The 18,049-nt window shown below is 58.3% G+C and carries 19 protein-coding genes; 6 read left to right on the forward strand and 13 right to left on the reverse strand.

Annotation, left to right across the window (positions count from 1 at the left end):
* Positions 1 to 33: 33 nt before the first annotated feature.
* Entirely contained in the window at positions 34 to 1,971 is a 1,938-nt protein-coding gene (locus tag OLX72_RS08495) for a multiheme c-type cytochrome (protein WP_114871599.1), read from the forward strand.
* Between the two features lie 15 nt (positions 1,972 to 1,986).
* On the opposite strand, the gene OLX72_RS08500 is transcribed toward OLX72_RS08495, so the two are convergent.
* The 11 genes from OLX72_RS08500 to OLX72_RS08550 all read right to left on the reverse strand — a co-directional run bounded on the left by OLX72_RS08500 (position 1,987) and on the right by OLX72_RS08550 (position 12,786).
* The gene (locus OLX72_RS08500; protein ID WP_368073719.1) at positions 1,987 to 3,264 is read right to left on the reverse strand and encodes an NAD(P)/FAD-dependent oxidoreductase; all 1,278 of its coding nucleotides are present in this window, start codon (positions 3,262 to 3,264) and stop codon (positions 1,987 to 1,989) included.
* 60 nt (positions 3,265 to 3,324) lie between these two features.
* Positions 3,325 to 4,878, reverse strand: a complete 1,554-nt coding sequence (locus tag OLX72_RS08505; RefSeq protein ID WP_433990274.1) for a trimethylamine methyltransferase family protein — start codon at positions 4,876 to 4,878, stop codon at positions 3,325 to 3,327.
* Positions 4,875 to 5,636: an NAD(P)-binding domain-containing protein gene (locus OLX72_RS08510; protein ID WP_114871596.1), complete on the reverse strand. Its 762-nt coding sequence runs from the start codon at positions 5,634 to 5,636 to the stop codon at positions 4,875 to 4,877. The genes OLX72_RS08505 and OLX72_RS08510 overlap by 4 nt, the downstream gene beginning before the upstream one ends.
* Positions 5,633 to 7,111, reverse strand: coding sequence for an aldehyde dehydrogenase (locus OLX72_RS08515; protein WP_114871595.1), 1,479 nt, complete (start codon positions 7,109 to 7,111; stop codon positions 5,633 to 5,635). Before OLX72_RS08515 ends, OLX72_RS08510 begins: the two co-directional genes overlap by 4 nt.
* Positions 7,111 to 8,016, reverse strand: a complete 906-nt coding sequence (locus tag OLX72_RS08520) for a dihydrodipicolinate synthase family protein (protein ID WP_114871594.1) — start codon at positions 8,014 to 8,016, stop codon at positions 7,111 to 7,113. Before OLX72_RS08520 ends, OLX72_RS08515 begins: the two co-directional genes overlap by 1 nt.
* Complete coding sequence (locus tag OLX72_RS08525; RefSeq protein WP_114871593.1) at positions 8,006 to 8,710, reverse strand: GntR family transcriptional regulator; 705 nt, start codon at positions 8,708 to 8,710, stop codon at positions 8,006 to 8,008. The genes OLX72_RS08520 and OLX72_RS08525 overlap by 11 nt, the downstream gene beginning before the upstream one ends.
* A 100-nt stretch (positions 8,711 to 8,810) precedes the next feature.
* Positions 8,811 to 10,208, reverse strand: a complete 1,398-nt coding sequence (locus tag OLX72_RS08530; RefSeq protein WP_433990275.1) for an FAD-binding oxidoreductase — start codon at positions 10,206 to 10,208, stop codon at positions 8,811 to 8,813.
* 101 nt (positions 10,209 to 10,309) lie between these two features.
* Entirely contained in the window at positions 10,310 to 10,822 is a 513-nt protein-coding gene (locus tag OLX72_RS08535) for a DUF6505 family protein (protein WP_114871591.1), read from the reverse strand.
* Positions 10,819 to 11,526 (reverse strand): biotin/lipoate--protein ligase family protein, encoded by a 708-nt coding sequence (locus OLX72_RS08540; protein ID WP_114871590.1) that lies wholly within the window; start codon positions 11,524 to 11,526, stop codon positions 10,819 to 10,821. Before OLX72_RS08540 ends, OLX72_RS08535 begins: the two co-directional genes overlap by 4 nt.
* Positions 11,523 to 12,590: an Mrp/NBP35 family ATP-binding protein gene (locus tag OLX72_RS08545; protein WP_114871589.1), complete on the reverse strand. Its 1,068-nt coding sequence runs from the start codon at positions 12,588 to 12,590 to the stop codon at positions 11,523 to 11,525. Before OLX72_RS08545 ends, OLX72_RS08540 begins: the two co-directional genes overlap by 4 nt.
* A 1-nt stretch (position 12,591) precedes the next feature.
* Positions 12,592 to 12,786, reverse strand: coding sequence for a DUF6494 family protein (locus tag OLX72_RS08550; RefSeq protein ID WP_114871588.1), 195 nt, complete (start codon positions 12,784 to 12,786; stop codon positions 12,592 to 12,594).
* Positions 12,787 to 12,884: 98 nt separating this feature from the next.
* On the opposite strand from OLX72_RS08550, the gene OLX72_RS08555 reads away from it, so the two are divergent.
* Positions 12,885 to 13,631, forward strand: coding sequence for a c-type cytochrome (locus tag OLX72_RS08555; protein WP_114871587.1), 747 nt, complete (start codon positions 12,885 to 12,887; stop codon positions 13,629 to 13,631).
* Here OLX72_RS08555 and OLX72_RS08560 read toward each other — a convergent pair.
* Both OLX72_RS08560 and OLX72_RS08565 read right to left on the reverse strand, forming a co-directional pair.
* The gene (locus OLX72_RS08560) at positions 13,625 to 15,577 is read right to left on the reverse strand and encodes a 4Fe-4S binding protein (RefSeq protein WP_433990276.1); all 1,953 of its coding nucleotides are present in this window, start codon (positions 15,575 to 15,577) and stop codon (positions 13,625 to 13,627) included. The two genes, OLX72_RS08555 and OLX72_RS08560, sit on opposite strands and share 7 nt — an antisense overlap.
* The gene (locus tag OLX72_RS08565; RefSeq protein WP_433990277.1) at positions 15,562 to 15,789 is read right to left on the reverse strand and encodes a hypothetical protein; all 228 of its coding nucleotides are present in this window, start codon (positions 15,787 to 15,789) and stop codon (positions 15,562 to 15,564) included. The genes OLX72_RS08560 and OLX72_RS08565 overlap by 16 nt, the downstream gene beginning before the upstream one ends.
* 173 nt (positions 15,790 to 15,962) lie before the next feature.
* On the opposite strand from OLX72_RS08565, the gene OLX72_RS08570 reads away from it, so the two are divergent.
* The 4 genes from OLX72_RS08570 to OLX72_RS08585 are packed head-to-tail and all read left to right on the forward strand — an operon-like array spanning position 15,963 to position 18,015.
* A complete protein-coding gene (locus OLX72_RS08570) occupies positions 15,963 to 16,505 on the forward strand; it encodes a DUF3305 domain-containing protein (protein ID WP_114871586.1) in 543 nt (180 codons plus the stop codon).
* The gene (locus tag OLX72_RS08575) at positions 16,502 to 17,164 is read left to right on the forward strand and encodes a DUF3306 domain-containing protein (RefSeq protein WP_114871585.1); all 663 of its coding nucleotides are present in this window, start codon (positions 16,502 to 16,504) and stop codon (positions 17,162 to 17,164) included. Before OLX72_RS08570 ends, OLX72_RS08575 begins: the two co-directional genes overlap by 4 nt.
* Positions 17,161 to 17,769 (forward strand): TorD/DmsD family molecular chaperone, encoded by a 609-nt coding sequence (locus OLX72_RS08580; RefSeq protein ID WP_114871584.1) that lies wholly within the window; start codon positions 17,161 to 17,163, stop codon positions 17,767 to 17,769. Before OLX72_RS08575 ends, OLX72_RS08580 begins: the two co-directional genes overlap by 4 nt.
* 54 nt (positions 17,770 to 17,823) lie before the next feature.
* Positions 17,824 to 18,015 carry a ubiquinol-cytochrome c reductase iron-sulfur subunit N-terminal domain-containing protein gene (locus tag OLX72_RS08585; protein ID WP_114871583.1) on the forward strand — a complete coding sequence of 64 codons (192 nt, stop codon included), beginning with the start codon at positions 17,824 to 17,826 and terminating at the stop codon, positions 18,013 to 18,015.
* Positions 18,016 to 18,049 lie beyond the last annotated feature (34 nt).

Raw genomic sequence — 18,049 nt, forward strand, 5'->3', positions numbered from 1 at the left:
GCGATCTTCCGGTCGGGCCAGCCCGTGTCCCGGATGGTGGCCGGTTTGCTGATTGGTCTTTTGCTGTGCCTTTCAGGTGGGCCGGCATCGGCGCAAACCCCTTTTGTACCTGCCTATATCGGGTCCGAAACCTGCCGCGATTGTCATCTTGACGAGGCGGAACAATGGGACGGGTCACATCATGCGCTGGCGTGGACACCCCCCACCGAAGGCAATGTTCTGGGCGATTTTGATGATGCCGATTTTTATCACAGAGGTGTGCTGACGCGGTTTTCGTTCGACGGCGACAGCTATTTCATCGAATCGGACGGGCCGGATGGTGCGATCACAAAATATCCCCTGGCGGGGGTGGCCGGGATCGCGCCGCTGCAACAATACCTGATCGAAACCGAACCCGGTACGGTGCAATCCTTTGATGTGGTCTGGGATGTGGAAAAGCAGGAATGGTATCACCTGTATCCAGAACAGGATTTGCCGGCGAGCGACGGTTTGCACTGGACCGGACCCTACAAGAACTGGAATGCGCGCTGCGCGGAATGTCATGCGACGGCGTTTGAAAAGAATTACGATCCGATCGCCAGAACCTATTCCAGCACCCAATCTGAAATCGGTGTCGGGTGCGAGGCCTGTCACGGCCCCGGAGAGGCACATCGCGACTGGGCCGTTGCAAATGATACCTATGATCCGGCGCGCTGGGCCAAGGTTGGCGAAACAGGATTCAGCATGGATTTCGATGCCGGGCCCGAGGCCGAAATACAGCAATGTGCCAGTTGCCATGCCCGCCGCGAACCGTTCACGGACGGGAACCCGTTGCCCGGCACGCCGTTCCATGATGCGTATCGCCTTAGCCCGCTGCGCGATGGGTTGTATCATCCGGACGGGCAGATCCTTGAAGAGGTTTATGTTTACGGGTCTTTCCTGCAATCCAAAATGTACGCAAAAGGCGTGGCCTGCACAGATTGCCACAATGCGCATACGGCAGAGCTTAAGGCCGAAGGAAATGCGGTTTGCGCGCAATGCCATTCACCGGCGGCCAACCCGCGTTTTCCGACGCTTGTCGCGGCAGATTATGATGATCCCTCACATCATTTTCACGAACAGGGCAGCGAAGGCGCGCAATGCAAAAGCTGCCACATGATCGAGCGCGATTATATGGGTATAGACGGGCGGCGTGATCACTCTTTCCGTATTCCGCGTCCGGATCTTTCGGTTATCACATTGGCCCCCAATGCCTGCAACGATTGCCATACAAACGAATCGGCGTCCTGGGCGGCGGAAAAGGTTGAAACCTGGTATCCCGACAGCATCAAGCGCGGCCCGCATTTTTCACAGGCGATGGCGCGCGCCCGGTCCGATCCCCGCGGTCAGGTCACGGGGCTGATCGAAATTGTCGAGTATCAGGCCCTGCCCGCAATTGTCCGCGCCACCGCGCTTGAGGTTCTGGCGGCGGTGACGGATCCGCAAATCGCGGCGCGCCTGCAACCTGCGTTGCAAGACCCCGATCCCATGGTTCGCGCCGCGGCCATTCCGGTGCAGCGGGGTGCGCCCGAAACCGAACGGCCCGGCCTGTTCATGAATATGCTGGAAGATCCCGTGAAACTGGTGCGGATGGCCGCAGCACGCGAGTTTTTGAACCTGAACATCGTGCGCATGCCGGAACGCGTGACGGAAAGTCTGGGACAGGCGATGGGGGAATGGCAGCAGACATTGCAGGCCAAGGCGGATTTTCCTGAAACCCAACTGGTTTTGGCTGGGATCGGTCTGACCACACGGCGTATGGATTCGGCGCTTTCGGCCTTTGGCGAAGCGGTGCGCATGGACCCGCAGATGGTGCAGGCGTGGATGATGATGGTCCGGATACATGCGGCCCTTGGAAATATCGACGCTGCAATTGAAACGGCGGATGCGGCATTGGCTGCCAACCCCGACAACATAGATCTGAGCCTGATGCGGGCAGAGCTGGCGCAGTAGACGCGCGCGAAAGCCTTATAGTTCCTTGCCCGCTTTTCGTTCCTGAAAGCGCATGAACGCGTTCGCGCCCAGATAGGCCAGCGGCTTTGGCGGCAAACGCGTTGGCTGGTCCGCCTTTGCTGCGGCATCAAGTTGCGCCGACTTGTGGCCGGTGGCCAGTTCTGCCGCCAGCAATCCGGCCAAAGTGCCTTTGGCGGTGCCCAGCCCGTTCTGGCAGCAGGCTGAAAACAGGCCGGGTTCCAGTTCGCCAATCACCTGAACGTTGTTGCGGCTGATGCACAAACGCCCGCCCCAGCGGTATTCCATTTCGACATCGGACAGCATCGGAAACCGCGCGCGAAAGGCACGATCATGTGTATGGCCGACATCGGTGATCCGCCTGTCTGGCACCGTCATGGACGGATCATAGGTAAACCGGTTGCGGATCACGATCCTGTCGCCGCCTGTGCCGGAAATCCTGCGCACTGTCGTGCCCATCGGATCGGCAGGCGTGACCCCCCATACCGGATCGCCACCCAAACGGACAATCTGTTCGGGTGTCATCGCCTTGGTCATTGAGGCATATGTAAAGACGTGCATCAGCCGGTTCCGATAGAATCCGAAACTGTTCAGATGCCCGTTCACTGCCAGAATGACGTTGGGTGCCGTGACCGTGCCCTTGGGTGTGGTGGCGACCCAACCGGACGGTCTGGCCAGTTCCACGACCGGGCTGTTTTCGTAAATTGAAACCCGGTTTGAACGCAGCCCCTTTGCAACACCCCGCACAAACATAGCCGGCTGGATCATCGCGGAATGCGGGGTGAACAACCCGCTTTGGTAATAATCCGTTCCTGTCATGGCCTGCATCTGCGCGGCGCTGCGCAATTCGTGCGCTTCGCCCATGCTGGTCAGGTGGCGGGCATAATCCAGATTGTGCCGATGCCCCGCATCTGTTGCCGCTGCATTGATCTTGCCGCATTGCACAAAAGCTTCTTGCGACAGGTCGAAATCGCGGGCCATCTCTGCGGCAAAGGCAATGGCATGACGGTTGGCAATGGTCTGGGCGCGGTCGGCGTCGAGTGCGCCGCCATAATCGCTGGAGGACAGATCATGTGGCAGATCGATCATGAAACCAGAATTGCGCCCCGCCGGGCCTTCGCCGATGCGCGTCGCGTCCAGAATGATGATGGTGTCTTTCGGGCGCAACTGGGTCAGCCGCCGCGCCGCCGCCAATCCGGCAAAACCGGCACCGATGATCAGCCACTCAGCGGTTTGCGCCCCGACTTGTTCCTCTACGGGCGGCGGTGCAGGCAATAGCCTGTTCCATGCAGCAGGGCCTGGATCAACGGGAAGCGCGCGCACCTTCATGGCGGATCAATAGCTTTGATTAAGGGCGTCAGCGGCAGGGATTTCGCGCTCTCGCCGAGCGATGTAATCCAGCAATGCCTCGTTGACAGCGGGATCCAGTCTTGGTTCCTCGTATTCCTTTAACATGGTGCGGGCATGGGCGTTTGCCCTTGCGTTGATGTCGTGAGACCCTTCTGCCTGCCATTGTTCGATTGAATTGTTGTCAAACAATTCGGGCATGAAAAACGCGCGTTGAAAATTTTCCAGCGTGTGGGGATGGCCCAGATAATGCCCGCCCGGTCCGACATCACGCACTGCGCGCAAGGCTTCGTCAAAATCATCCCAGCGGATGCCCTGGGCCATGCGGTAGCCCATCGCGCATTGTTCGGCATCAACCACAAATTTGGCCATCGAACAGTGCATTCCGGCCTCGTTCCAGCCGGCAGAGTGCCAGATGTAATTGGCCCCTGCCATCAGCACGGCCATCAGGGTTGTCGCGCTTTCATATCCGGCTTGGGCGTCGAATGTCTTGGCCCCGCCCAATGTGTTCGACGTGCGCCACGGAACGCCATAATACCGCGCCATCTGGCCGATCATGAAATTCATCAGGCTGATTTCCGGGGTGCCCGCCATCGGTGCGCCCGATTTCATGCTGACCGTGCTGAGGTAATGGCCATAGATCGCAGGCGCGCCCTTGCGGATGACCTGCGTATAGGCCAGCGCGCTTAGCGCTTCGGCATTCAACTGCGCGACGGTGGGGGCTACGGATGCGGGCGTGTTTGCCCCGCCCAACACGAAAGGCGAACACAGAACCGGCTGATTGCGGCGGCTGAACGCCCGCATGGCGCCCAGCATGGTTTCATCCCAGACAAGCGGGGAATTTCCGTTGCAATTGCCGGTGACAACTGGATGCGTTTCCAGAAACTCCTCACCGAACAGGATGGCGCACATATCCAGCACATCTTCGGCGTTCTTGGGGCTGGTGGTCATACCCATGAACGTCTTGTCGGAATGTTTCATCGACGAATAGGTGATGCGCAGATGGCGCTGGCTGATCGGATGATCGTAGGGTTCCACAATGTGATGCGCAGATGAATGCAGCGCCGGCAGCATGTGGCTAAGCTTGTGAAAATTGGCCAGATCATCCAGTGTCGGATTGCGCCTGACGTTATCAAGATCGCGCAGATAGGGCGCACCCGTCATCGGTACAAAAATGCTGTGGTTCTTGCCGAAGGGCAGATTATGCGCCGGATTGCGCGCGTGGTAGGTAAAGCTTTCCGGGATCGTCGAAATCAGATCGCGCACCAGAGCACGATCCAGATGCACCCTGTCACCATCGCGGACATCGGCCCCTGCCTTGCGCCAGTCCGCAATCGCAACGGGATCGCGGAACACCACGCCAACCTCTTCCAGAATATCCATCGAAGCCGCATCGATACGCGCGATCTGTTCGGCGTCCATCGGTTCTGTCAGGGGCAAACCGCGTTCAAGCGCGGGCAGCATCGCCACATCGCGTTGCTGGCGGGTGGCCTTGCGCGCGCCACGTCCGCGCCGGATCGTACCTACAGCATCCACGCTCATGATTTTGTCTCCAGACGTGCGTTGATCGCATCAAGTGCTTGTTTCAATGTGTCATGGCACCCGCCGTCGCGCAGTGCGGTCGTCATTTGCAGACTGATGGTTCCATCGGTGGCCAGTGCATCGCGTTCGCGCGACAGTTGACCTGCATCTGATGGTGGCAGCGCGGCCAGAAAACCGCGGATCAGCTGAGTTGTGTAAAGCGCCGCGGCGTCCTGATCGCCGGTGGCATCGCCCAACCATCCTGCGCCGGTCGACATCAGGTCAAGCAGGCCGGGCAGCAGCGTGCAGATCGCGAAGTGCTGGTTCAGCGCGCTTTCCGAGGCCAGCTCGATCACCGGATTTTCCGGTGAAAACAAGTGTTCCAGCAGAGTTTTGGACGGGTACGCAGGCAGGGGGCAGCCCCCGGCTTCCAGAAATCCGAACGGGATGGTCAGGCTGAAATCAGCGGCAGGCGAACAAAGGGATTGAAGACGTTCCAGCGCAACGCCTGCCATTACCGAAATGATCTGCTGGTCCTGTCTGAAATTCAATGCGGTCAGTATGTCTTCGGCCAGATGGGGCCGTACGCAAAGAAACACGATGTCAGAGGCATCCACCACGCTTTGATTGTCCGCAATCCTGACCCCGTGGCTTTTGTTCAGGTCCGCCGCGACATCCGCGTTGCGATCTGACACTGAAATCACATGCCCGTGGTCCGACAGGAACCGCACCATCGGGGCCGCGATGTGGCCGGTACCGATAAAGCCGATGGCGCTCATCCCACGTTGTCCCCGTCTGACGGGTCGGTCAGATCGATCCAGATGGTTTTCAGTTCGGTGTACTGGTCGTGAGCGTGAACGCCATTGTCCCGCCCGCCAAAGCCGGATTGCTTGTACCCGCCAAAAGGCGTTGCTGCATCGCCTTCTCCGTAACAGTTCACGGTTACGGTTCCGGCGCGGATGTCTCGGGCCACCCTGATCGCCTGACGCGCGCTGGCCGTGAACAGCGAAGCCGCCAGCCCGTATTCGGTATCATTGGCAATTGCGACGGCTTCATCGGTGCTTGAAACTTCGATCACAGCCAGAACGGGGCCAAAGATTTCTTCGCGCGTCCGTTTGTCGGATTTGGGTACTTCATAAACAACGGGCTGAACATATGGCCCCTTGCCAGCATCCGATTTGTCCATATAGCTTCGCACTTTCGCGCAGTGTTCCGCATCAACCAGCGCGCCCAGATGGTTGGCGGGGTCCAGCGGATCGCCGGTTTTCCAATCCCGCATGCGCGCCTTGATCCGGTCCATCAGTGCGGATTTCACATTCTTGTGGACAATCAGGCGCGAGGCGGCGGAACAGTTTTCACCCATGTTCCAGAACGCGGCATTCACCACATGCTGCGCCACATGATCAAGGTTTTCGGCATCTGCCAGCACGATAGCGGGGTTTTTGCCACCGCATTCCAGAACCACCTTTTTCAGATTGCTGTCGGCCGAATACCGCAAAAACCGCCGTCCGGTTTCTGTTGATCCGGTAAAGCTGACCATATCCACCCCGCCGTGCCGCCCCAGCGGTTCACCCACAGACGGCCCGTCCCCGGGCAAAACCTGCAAGACACCGTTCGGCACACCGGCTTCGTAGGCCAGTTCGGCCAGCCGCAGCGCGGTCAGGGTGGTCTGTTCCGCGGGTTTCACGATCACCGAATTCCCGGCGGCCAGTGCGGGCCCGATTTTCCATGCCATCATCAAAAGCGGGAAATTCCATGGCAGTATGGCGGCTACAACGCCAACGGGTTCGCGCACGATCAGGGAAATCGCATCGTCGCCGGACGGCCCCGTCTGGTCATAGATCTTGTCGATCGCTTCGGCGTGCCATTTGATGCAGTTGATGGTTTCGGGCAGATCGATCGATTCGCAATCGCGGATCGGTTTGCCACTGTCGAGGCTTTCCATCACGGCCAGTTCGCGCCGGTTTCGGGTGATCAGTTTGCACAGACGGATCAGTGTGTCTTTTCGTTCGGACGGGTGGATTTTGGCCCAACGCCCCTGATCGAACGCATCGCGTGCCTTTGATACGGAAAGATCAACATCTGCGGCGTTCGCGGTGCTGATCTGTGCCAGTTCCGCGCCTGTCGCCGGGTTGATTGTCGCCATCATCGGCCCCGCGCCCTTGTGGAATTTGCCGTCGATAAACGGCGCGCGCGGCAGGGTCAGAGAACCTGCGATGGCTTGGTATTCTGCGTGGGTCAGCAAATCGGTCATTATGACTCTCCCGTGATCTGGGAAATGGTTGTGTTCATGGTGCGAATGACCTCGGCCAGTTCGCGTTTGTCATCTTTGTTCAGCGGTTGCAGCGGTTTGCGCGGCGGTCCGGCATCTATGCCACGCAGGGTCAGCCCGTTTTTGATGCACTGGATGAACTTGCCGCCCTGTTCCAGCACCCGCATCAGCGGTAGCATGGCTGACATGATCGCGCGCCCCTTGGTAAAATCACCCTCGACGGCGCAGGCACGATAAAGCGCGATATGTGCCTCGGGGGCGAAATTTGATCCGGCGCAAACCCAGCTGCGTGCGCCCCAGGCGAAAAACTCCAGTGCCTGATCATCCATGCCGCAGGACAATGCGATATGCGGATAATCCCGCGCCAGCATGTGCAGGCGGTTGATGTCACCGCTGCTTTCCTTGATCGCGCAAAAATTGGGGGACCGTCCCAGCCGGTTCAGCGTGTCTTCATCCATGTTGACAGACATGCGGCCGGGATAATTGTAAAGCATCACAGGCAGGTTGGCCGCCCGGTCAATTGCAAGCGCATGAAGGGCAATCTCACGCCCTGTCGGGTACGCGTAAGGGGGCGTGGCAACCAGAATGGCATTCGCCTTGTGGGCCTTTGCCGCCAGCGCAAATTCTATGCTGTCTTCGGTGCGGATGGCGCCGGTGCCGATGATGACAGGAACCCGCCCCTTGATCAGATCAGTGGCGCGTTTCATCATCCAGACACGTTCTTCGCCGGTTTGCGCATAATATTCGCCGGTTGTACCCGCCACGATGATGCCGTTCACACCGGCCCCGATCAGGTGTTCTACGGTATCGGCCAGCGCATCTTCGTTGACGGTGAAATCATCATGATAAGGTGTGATCAGGGGGGTGTAGATGCCTTCAAACTGCATTGCGGCGCTCCTTGAGGGAAATCACATCCAGTGGCAAAGGGTCGGGGGTGACGAAACGTTCCAGGCGATCTTTTGACAGATCCCAGTGTTGCAATGTCAGGTCGATGGCCAGCGCGGGTTCACGCGCTTCGATTGCGGAAATCATCGCGTCATGCTGATCGCTGGCCTTCTTTACCAAAGCCTGTTCCGTGTCTGATTCCGGGCGATAGAATGTCTGGCTTAGACGGGTATGATCGACCAGCATCCGGCTTAGACTGGCCACGAGATACGGGTTATGGGCCATTTCGCCGATGATGGCGTGAAAGCGGTGGTTCAACATCGCAGCTTGCGCGGCGTTTGCATTTTTTGTTGCTGTCGCAAACTGGGTCTGGGTTTTCTTCAGGTCTTCGATCTGAACGGGTTGGCGGTTTTCGGCGGCCAGACGGGCAATGTTGGCATAGATCAGCGGCGCCGTCTGAAAGAACGTGCGCATTGTGTTCAGGTCCATCGATGCCACCTTGGCGCCGCGGTTTTCGGCCAGTTCAAGATACCCGTCACCGGCAAGACGCTGCACTATCTCGCGCAGGGGCGTGCGCGAAATTCCGTAGTGATCAGCAAGAGTGACTTCGTCCAGATCAGAGCCGGGGCCCAAATCCAGTGTCAGGATTCTAAGCTTCAGATCGTTGAGACAATCCAGTTTTCGGGATTTCGACAAGGGTCAGTTCCTGATTCTACAAATTGTGGACATATTGTATACATTTTAATAGGGCGTGACCTGTGACCGAGTCAAGCCATTCCTGCGGCCTGATATCGGTTCAGGTTTCAGCGATGTCGATTGTGATGACCTTGCCGGGATTCATGATCCCGTTCGGGTCCAGCGCAGATTTTATCATCCGCATGATCTGGAGTTTTCCTGCATCGCCGTAGCGGCCCAGATCAGACCGTTTGTCTGTTCCGATGCCGTGTTCTGCGGAAAAGGATGCGCCCGAAGCGGCAAGACCCTGATAAACGATCTCTGAAATAGCATCGTGCAGTTCGCCGATTTCGTCAGTGCCCGAGATTGTCAGATGCAGGTTGCCATCGCCCAGATGCCCCATCACAAATGTTCGGATCGAGGGGTGCAACTTTTGCAGCGCGTCTTTTGTGCGCGTGACATAGCCGTCAAGCATGCTGTGGGGCAGTGAAACATCATACCAGAAGTTATGCGAAAACATCTTTTCCAATGCCCAGCTGTCTTCGCGCACCATCCAGATGTTGTTTCGTTCCCGTTCGTTCTGGGCCACGATCACGTCTTCACATCCGGCGGTTTCCAGTTGCTCGGCCAGAGAATCCAAAAACGCATCAACAGACCCGTTCAACGGATCCATTTCAAAGGCAACATGCACAGAGCGATCCGGGGCAGGTAAAACGGCTTGCAGGTTCAGTGCTTTGGCCGTTTCAACCGCATAATCGCGCCACATGATCTCGGCCCGCAACAGCCGGGCAGATGGCATGGCGTTCAGGGCGTGAAACATGTTCAGCGCGGTTATCGTGTCGGAAAATGACGCGATAAAGGTGCAGCAAATGCCGGGCGCTGGTGCCAGCCGCAAAACGGCGCGGGTGATGAAGCCCAATGTGCCTTCGGATCCGATAAATACCTGTTTTATATCGATGCCTTCATTGGCCTTGGTGACCCTTTTCAGGTCGGACATGATGATGCCGGTCGCCGAAACCGCCTCAAGCCCGAGAACACGGTTGCGCATGATGCCGTTGCGAAATGCCTCGCCCCCGCCAGCATTGGTGGCGATCATGCCGCCGATGGTTGCCGTATCACGCGCGCCGATGTCAATGCCGGCGCACAATCCGTGTTTACGCGCTGCATGATCAAGCGCTGCCAACGTGGTGCCCGCTGTAACCAGCGCAAGCCGGTTCACCGGATCTATTTCAATCTCCGTCGGCAGTCTTGCGCTGCTGATAATTATCTGTCCCGCATTTGAAACAGCGCCACCTGCAAGACCCGTCAATCCGCCCTGGGGCACGGCGGAAACCCCGAACCGGTTACACAGCTTCAAGACATCGGCAACCTGTTCCGTTGATTGCGGGCGCACGGCGCATGTCGCGCCAAGATTTTCAGGGTGAAATCCGAAATCCTGACCGGCAAGAGCGTTGCCGGTCAGAATGGCGCCGGACCCGCAAATCTGTTCAAGCGCGTTTACGAAAAGCGGATCAAGCATCGGCGGTTTTCCCCAAATCCCATCGGGTCATAACCGCATGGTTTGATCTTTTGGGCAAGCACCGGAAACAGACGCCACAACAGTCTCGCGACACGCCCGTTCTAGTGTTGGTGCGGTTCTTCGTCCAGCGATCCGTGAATGGCAAACTGGTCCAGACCGGCCTCTTGCGGCTCGATCATACGAAAGGCCTCTTTCACACCGGCCTCGGTCAACTCGCGGCTTAGCATCAGCAGCGTGTTGGGGGCCTGTCCGTCGCAAAGTTCCGCCATTTGGGTCAGCTCAGCCAATGCAACACCGCGCGCGGCTTCAACGGATGGTGCGCCGTAATGGCTGACGAAATGGGCGGCCAGCATATCTATCAGTACCTCGAATTCGGAAGGTTCGATCTTGGTGATTGCAACAACAGATACCCTTCCGAAGGTTTCCAGCCCAAGCCAGCCATTGGCAAAAGCCTGTTTGGCCTTGCCCGTCAGATCACCCTCGGACCAGTTCGAGAATTCGAAACCGCCCGAAATGCACCATTCGCCCGTGCGGGCCGGAGTGTGAAAGATGTTCATATCGCTTTCATCGAAATGGATTGCGCGGGCCAGATATGCGGGGGCACCGTCTGTCATTGTGAAGCCTCCAGAACGCGGGTCAGGGGGATAAGATGGTTCGTGTCACCGCTACGAAGCAGCATCCCGAACTTTTCGTCAACGCCCAGGAATGTGCCGCTTTGATCGGCAAAGGCCACGTTTTCGCCGATATCGCTGGACAGGCCGCGCCATTCATTGTGAACGACGGCGGTTCCTTCGTCTGTCCAGCGGCTGATCCAGACCAACGTGTGCCGGGCCCAGCTTTCCAGAAGCTGAACAGCATCCACATCGGCGCATCCTTCGGCGTAAAGGGCCGTTTGATCCGGAGTGTGGCCGGTATCGTCTGACGCGGGCCAAAGCGGAACCTCAAGTCCGACGATCAACCAGTCGGGAACCTGTTCGGGGTCATTGGTTGATGCGACAGCCCGCAACCTGCCACAGGATGCCCCGTTCACCTGAATGCCGCCCTTCCAGTCGAGATGAACGGCAACCTCTGGCGGGGCCAGTGCGCCCAAAGCATTCTGGAAGCCGACACCACAGGCCGGCAGCATGGCCATTGCATCAGCCAGTGGCACTTCTGGCACCAGTACGATTGCGGCCCGCAACTCTGTTGCCCCGAGGTTGTAAACGATCAAACCCGCGTCACACCCTATGGCGGCCTGTGCCTGTGCCGTATCAAAGGGATCGGTGTCACCGGAAACGGCAAAGCCGCTAAGCAATGGGGGAAAGGTGGGCGTGGTCATGCGTTGCCATCCGCAATAAGGGCCCGCGCGACTTTGCGAAAGGCCTGTGCCTGCGCGCTGTCCGGTTTGGACACCACAATCGGTGCGCCGCCGTCGGCTGCCAGACGGATATCCAGATGCAACGGAATTTCCGCCATCAGAGGTACACCGATCTTGGCGGCTTCGCTGACAACGCCACCATGGCCGAAAATATGTTCTTCGTGGCCACAGGCCGAACAGATATGCGTGCTCATGTTTTCGATCATTCCCAGAATGGGTGTGCCCAGCTGGTTGAACATGTCGATGCCTTTTCGGGCATCGATCAATGCAACATCCTGCGGGGTCGATACAATGATCGCGCCGTTCAGCTGGGCCTTTTGTGCCAGTGTCATCTGTACGTCACCGGTACCGGGTGGAAGATCAACCAACAATACATCCAACGCGCCCCATTGGACCTGCGACAGCATTTGCTGAAGCGCGCCCATCAACATCGGCCCACGCCACACGACCGCCTGATCTTCGTTCGCCATCAATCCCAGCGACATCATCGTGACGCCATGATTGCGCATCGGCAGGATCGTCTTCCCATCGGGCGAAGCCGGGCGCCCGGACACACCCAGCATACGCGGCTGGGAGGGGCCGTAAACATCGGCATCCAGCAATCCCACGCGACGGCCTTCGGCGGCGAGGGCACAGGCAAGATTTGCCGAAACTGTAGATTTTCCAACACCACCCTTGCCCGAGGCGATGGCAACAATCCGGTCGATGCCGGGAATTTTCTGGGGGCCTTTTGCTTCGGCAGGGCGCGACGGTTTCAGATCCGGTGGCGGCGCGCTTGTGGTATGGGCCGTCATGATCGCAGAGACGCTGGCGATGCCCGGCATCGCCTTCAGTGCCGCCTCGGCTTGGGCGCGCACGGGTTCCATTTTCGCGGCCAGAGACGGGGCCACTTCAAACACAAACCGTACCGCTCCTTCGTCGACTGACAGGGCGCGCACAAGGCCGGCGGCCATGATATCCTGATCCGAAAGCGGATCCTTGATGGTTTTCAGTACTGAAAGTACATCGTCGCGCGTTACGGACACTTCAGTTATCCTGACCTGTGATTTTTCCTGTCACGACATGCTCCAGATCGAGGCCCGGAATTGTCAAAACCACCTTGGCCTCGAAACTCTGGCCGCCGGTGGATTTTCCGCGCATCGCTTCTTCTATGGCCTGTTGCGATGTCACGCCAACCTGCTTGAGGAATTTGCGCATCGACATATTGAAATCTTCGCTCATAAGCTTGTGCTCCTTTGATCTGGATGTCCGAAATGTTGACCCGCGGCGTTATGTGCCGCTAGGCTTCTGGCCTGCGGTTCAGGCAAAAAGAGGTTCGTATGCGTATTTTGTGGTGCACATTTGGCATTTGGCTGTCGATGGTCAACCTTGCACATGCGGATGACAAGACTTTCCGCCTTCTGGTTCCCGATACGCTGGAAAAGACCGGCCTGCCTGATCACCTGTTGCCTCGGTTTTCCCTTAAAACATCGGTCAAGGTGTCGCGCGTTACATCGGGTGAACCGGCCGAGCTTGAGTTGAATACCGACAATCGCGGAACGGCCGTTTTCGAGGGTCCGGCCGCAACTTGGTATCTGGATGTTGTGCAAAGCACACCTGCGGCAGACCGGTTCGTTGAATGGCTTGTTTCGGATGCTGGCGGACGGGCCATAACGGGGTATCAGCCGGACGATGGCGCGATGTTCACATTGCCGGTCGTCGCCGAAGTCGAAGATGCGCCGGTGATCCGCGACGGTGATGCCGTCGCGGGCGAACGTTTGTCGCTGGTGCATTGCGGGCGATGCCACGTTGTGAACGAAAAGAACCGCATGAAAGCCATCGGATCGACCCCGTCTTTTGCCCTGATCCGGGCGCTGGACAACTGGGAATTCCGGTTCGAGGCTTTTTACGCGCTGAAACCGCACCCGGCCTTTACGCAGGTTGATGGGATCACACAGCCTTTTGATCCGGCCCGCCCGTCGCCGATCGAGCCGATGCGGATGAGCGGGCAGGATCTGGACGCGATCCTTGCCTATGTCGTCACCATCGAACCGGCCGATTTGGGCGCGCCGCTGCAAACTCAGTGATCCTTGCGCTTTAAGAAATAATCGTCGCTGGTGCGTACTTTCGGGCGTTCTCCGGCGGCAAACGGGTTGTCATCGGAATGGTACTGCGCCTGAATGCGGCAATTGTCGCACATCTGGATCATTCTGGCGGCTTTTGGGTTGGAAAACATCGCGTGCTTCCCGGCAAGCTTTTCGGTGATCCTTTCGACCGTCGATTTCACGCCAAACAGGCTGCCGCATTCGATACAGGCAAACGGTTCTTCCTCGTTCAGGATAACCTGCGTGAATGCCGCGTCTGTCAGGTTGAACCGGGGTTCAAGGGTGATCGCCTGTTCCGGGCAGATGTTGCTGCACAGACCGCATTGCAGACAGGCATCTTCCTGAAAGCGCAACTGGGGTTTGTCGGGATTTTCCGCCAATGCGCCCGACGGGCAAAGCGACACACAGGACAAACACAAGGTACAGGCATCCGTGTCCACCAGAACGGCACCATAAGGGGCGGTTTCGGGCAGGGGCACAATCGTCGCATCCGTGGCCAGCGCCTTGGCGGCGGTGCGGGCCACCTGACGGCGCGTGCCCATGGGCAGGATCGGATCATGTGCGATATCGGCAGGGCCCGCATCAAAAAGCGAATCTGAAAGGGCATCAGGGTCGCTCACATCCAGAAGGCTGACCTTGGTGCCCGCGATCGCATTTGCCAGTTCCGTTTCGCGGGCCAGTGTTTCGCGATCAGACCGCGGCGACAGCAGTACAGAAACAGAGGAAAACCCGCTGCCCAGCGCAGCCAGCATTTCGGCATGTCCGAAACCGGCAAGTGCAGTCACTTCCAACGGGATAACGTCGGCAGGCAGGCCACGACCGTGGCGGGCGGACAGCGATATCATCTGATCGCCGTGCCCGTCATCGTGCACCAGAAGGCGCGGCACTGATCCGGCCTCTTTTCTGTAGGTTGATGCCAGAACCTGAACCCGCCGGAATACCGTATCAACCGTCGGGGCATCATATGAAATCGCACCGGACGGACACAGGGCCGAACAGGCACCGCATCCAGCGCAGATCATGGGGTCGATCGCAACATGTTCGCCGGCCGAAGTGATGGCGCCGGTGGGGCATGCATTCAGACAATTCGAACATGCCGGTTTTTCGGCACGTGAATGGGCGCACAAGGACGGCTCGAGGCGGACATACAGCGGTTTTTCGAATGTCCCGACCATTTGGGACGCCTGCAAGATCACGTCTGCGACGGCCGGGCTGTATGACGGATCGGCGCGCAGGTATCCTTCGCGCTTTTCAGGTGCGGGAAACAGCGGCGGGTTTCCAGAAAGATCAATAATGACATCACATTGCGAAGATGCACCCGACTTGGGCGGTGAAAACACGGCGGCGCCACGTCCGCCCGGTTCGATTTCTTGCAAGGCATCAAACGTCAGGTCAAACCCGCCCAGTGCGCCGCGTGCCATTTCAATGCGTCCGCGCACGATATCAAAACCGGTTTCCCTTTCCGGCGCGGTTTCGTCGGTCAAAAGAACGGTCAAGCTCAGGATATCCTTGAGCTTGCGCGCCGCCTCAAGCGCGACCGCGCCGGGCCCGATGATCAGGCATATACCTTCGGATACCACGTCAAGCGATTTGCCTTCGGCGACGGGCAACAGCGCCTCGGCGGCCAGGGCGGCCATTTTGGGTAGTTTATCGGCGGTATCGGCAGACCATCCCGCACGGTCCCGCAGGTCGACAAAACCGGGAATGTCGGCCTCCAGATCGTGGGCCAGTTCTTCGAATCGCGACCGTTCCTGCTGGCATGCGATTATGGCATCGCCAGACTCGATTGCCTTGGCGGCCAGATCAATCTGCGTGGTGCAAAGCGCTGTGTGCAGTCGGGAACACGACAATCCCGTTGCGTTCGACAACCCATCGGCATCGATGGACTGACTTCCCAAACAATCACATATTATCAGGTGTTTAGGCATCTTTTTTGCGCTTTCATTTTCTGGAAAACCGGTTCGATTTCAGGCGGCTGCGCGCAAGTGTAGCCACGGATTCGATCCGCCGTAAACCGGAAAACTTGATTCGGGTTCGCGCTATCCGGTTGATGGAACGGCGTGCCACATACCGAATCATTCGGTGCGATCTGATCATGGCAGAAAATCGCGCCGATCCGCCCGAGGGACATTTCGTCCATGTTGGGGGTCGATGGTCGTGGTGACGCCCCATTTTGTCCGTTTGCGCATTTTGATGTAAAAATCTGCCAAAAGTTCTTTGCGTCGCGGCAGAGTTGGTCCAGCATACGATAGAATACAGCAGATCATGCCTTTGGGAGGAGCCTTGATCCACAATCCAAACCAGTATCAGACAATGCCGCTGGGCGTTGTTCTGAGGCGGACGCCGGGTGTGACCCGGTGGGCCAAGTGGTGTTGGAAAGCGGTTGCTGTTTTGCCGGGGGCGTCGGAAGCTCGATGGAAGCTGCTGCGCGAAGAAGACGGCGTTCAGGAATACCACATCGCGACCCCCTATCTGGAATTGCACGGTGCCGACAGCGAGGCGTATCTGACGGGATTGTCCGACAGTGTTCCGGCAATCTACGTCGTGTTGCGCAAGACGATGTCTGCGGAGCATCCCTACGATGTTTTGCTGGCCACCGCGTCGCCCTACGAGGCGCAGGATTACGCGGACAATGGCGAAGATCTGGTGGAAAAGGTGCCGATGCCGGGTGGCCTGATCGCGTGGATCCGCGATTTCGCCGTGAAGCACCACGAGCACGAGGCGTTCATAAAGCGCCGCCGCGACAAACACCGGACCGATCGGGTGCAGGATGGCGTTGGCGATGCACGGATTTCGCAGATGAGCGATGTTTATCGCGCCCCGAGCAAACGTTCTGACAAGGAGCAGGTGCATTGACTGGTCGCACAGGTTCATCCGGGTTCTGGTCGGACCGCAAGGCGCGCGTTCAGGCCGAGGCGCTGGCGGAAGAGCAAGAGACGCTGGCGCGCACTGCCGCGGAAGAACAGGCGGTGCAAGAGGCCAAGAGTGATGAAGAACTGCTGGAAGAGTTCGGGTTGCCGGACCCCGATAGCCTGAAGCTGGGTGATGATGTCCGGGGTTTTATGTCAAAGGCGGTGCCGGATCGCCTGCGCCGTCGTGCCCTGCGCCAGTTGTGGAAGCTGAACCCGGTGCTGGCCAATGTTGATGGGCTTGTGGATTACGGTCAGGATTTTACCGATAGTGCGATGGTCGTCGAAAACCTGCAAACGGCCTATCAGGTTGGCAAGGGCATGCTAAGCCATGTTCAGGAAATGGCGCGTCAGGCCGAAGAGAAACTGGCAAAGGCCGAGATGGCAGAAGCCGTTTCCGAAGAACCCGAGCTTGAGGGCGAACCGCAGGGCGCGCCCGACCAGGATATGGCCCTGCAAGAGCAAGACGCGCAGGTCACAACCGCCGAACAATCAAAAGATCCCGAACCGTTAGCGCAAGACGACCTGTCTGATCACATCGAAGCGCCCCGCCGCCGGATGCGGTTTCAATATTCAAAACCAAACGGATCGGAGGCCGCAGCATGAGTGCTTTGGCAGATACCACGTCAGTCAGTGCAGAAGACCGGTTGCGCGCGGACCTGTACAATTTTCTGGGGCTGTTGCTGTCGGGGCCGCCCGATCAAACCCTGCTGGATCAATGTGCCGGCCTGTCAGGCGACGACAGCGCGATGGGGGAAGCCATTTCAACACTGGCGCGCGTCGCAAAAGTGACCAAGCCCAACGCGGTGCTTTCAGAATTCAATGCCCTGTTCATCGGTTTGGGGCGCGGTGAACTGCTGCCCTATGCAAGCTATTACCTGACGGGCTTTCTGAATGAAAAACCGCTGGCAACATTGCGCAAGGATATGGCGGCACGCGGTGTCACGCGCGCCCAGAACGTGTTCGAGCCGGAGGACAACATCGCATCGCTGATGGAGATGATGGGCGGACTGATCGTTGGCCGGTTCGGCCGATCGGCGGACCTTGCCGACCAAAAGCTGTTCTTCAACAAACATATCGGCCCTTGGGCCACACATTTCTTTTCGGATTTGGAAGCCGCGCAAGCGTCGGTGTTCTATGCGTCTGTCGGCTCGGTCGGCAAACAGTTCATGGATATCGAACGCGAGGCGTTCCGGATGATTGCGGGATAAATCCCGCGCAGACCGGCGGGGGGCCCCGCCACAACACAGAAGGGGAGAATTCCCATGAAAAAGGAAAAAGCCGACGGCACCAGCCGCCGCGATTTTCTGAAACTGGCTGGCACAGCCGCACCGGCAGCCGTTGCTGCGGTTGCCGTCAGCGGATCGGATGCACAAGCGCAGCCGGTCGATCTTTCATCTGACAAGATGCAGGACACTGCGCATACCCGCGCCTATCTCGACAGCGCCCGGTTCTGATCGGACGTCCTTAATATCCGCTGACGACTGGTTG

The organism is Sulfitobacter sp. TBRI5, from assembly GCF_051013555.1.
In the GTDB taxonomy this organism is placed as follows: Bacteria; Pseudomonadota; Alphaproteobacteria; order Rhodobacterales; family Rhodobacteraceae; genus JL08.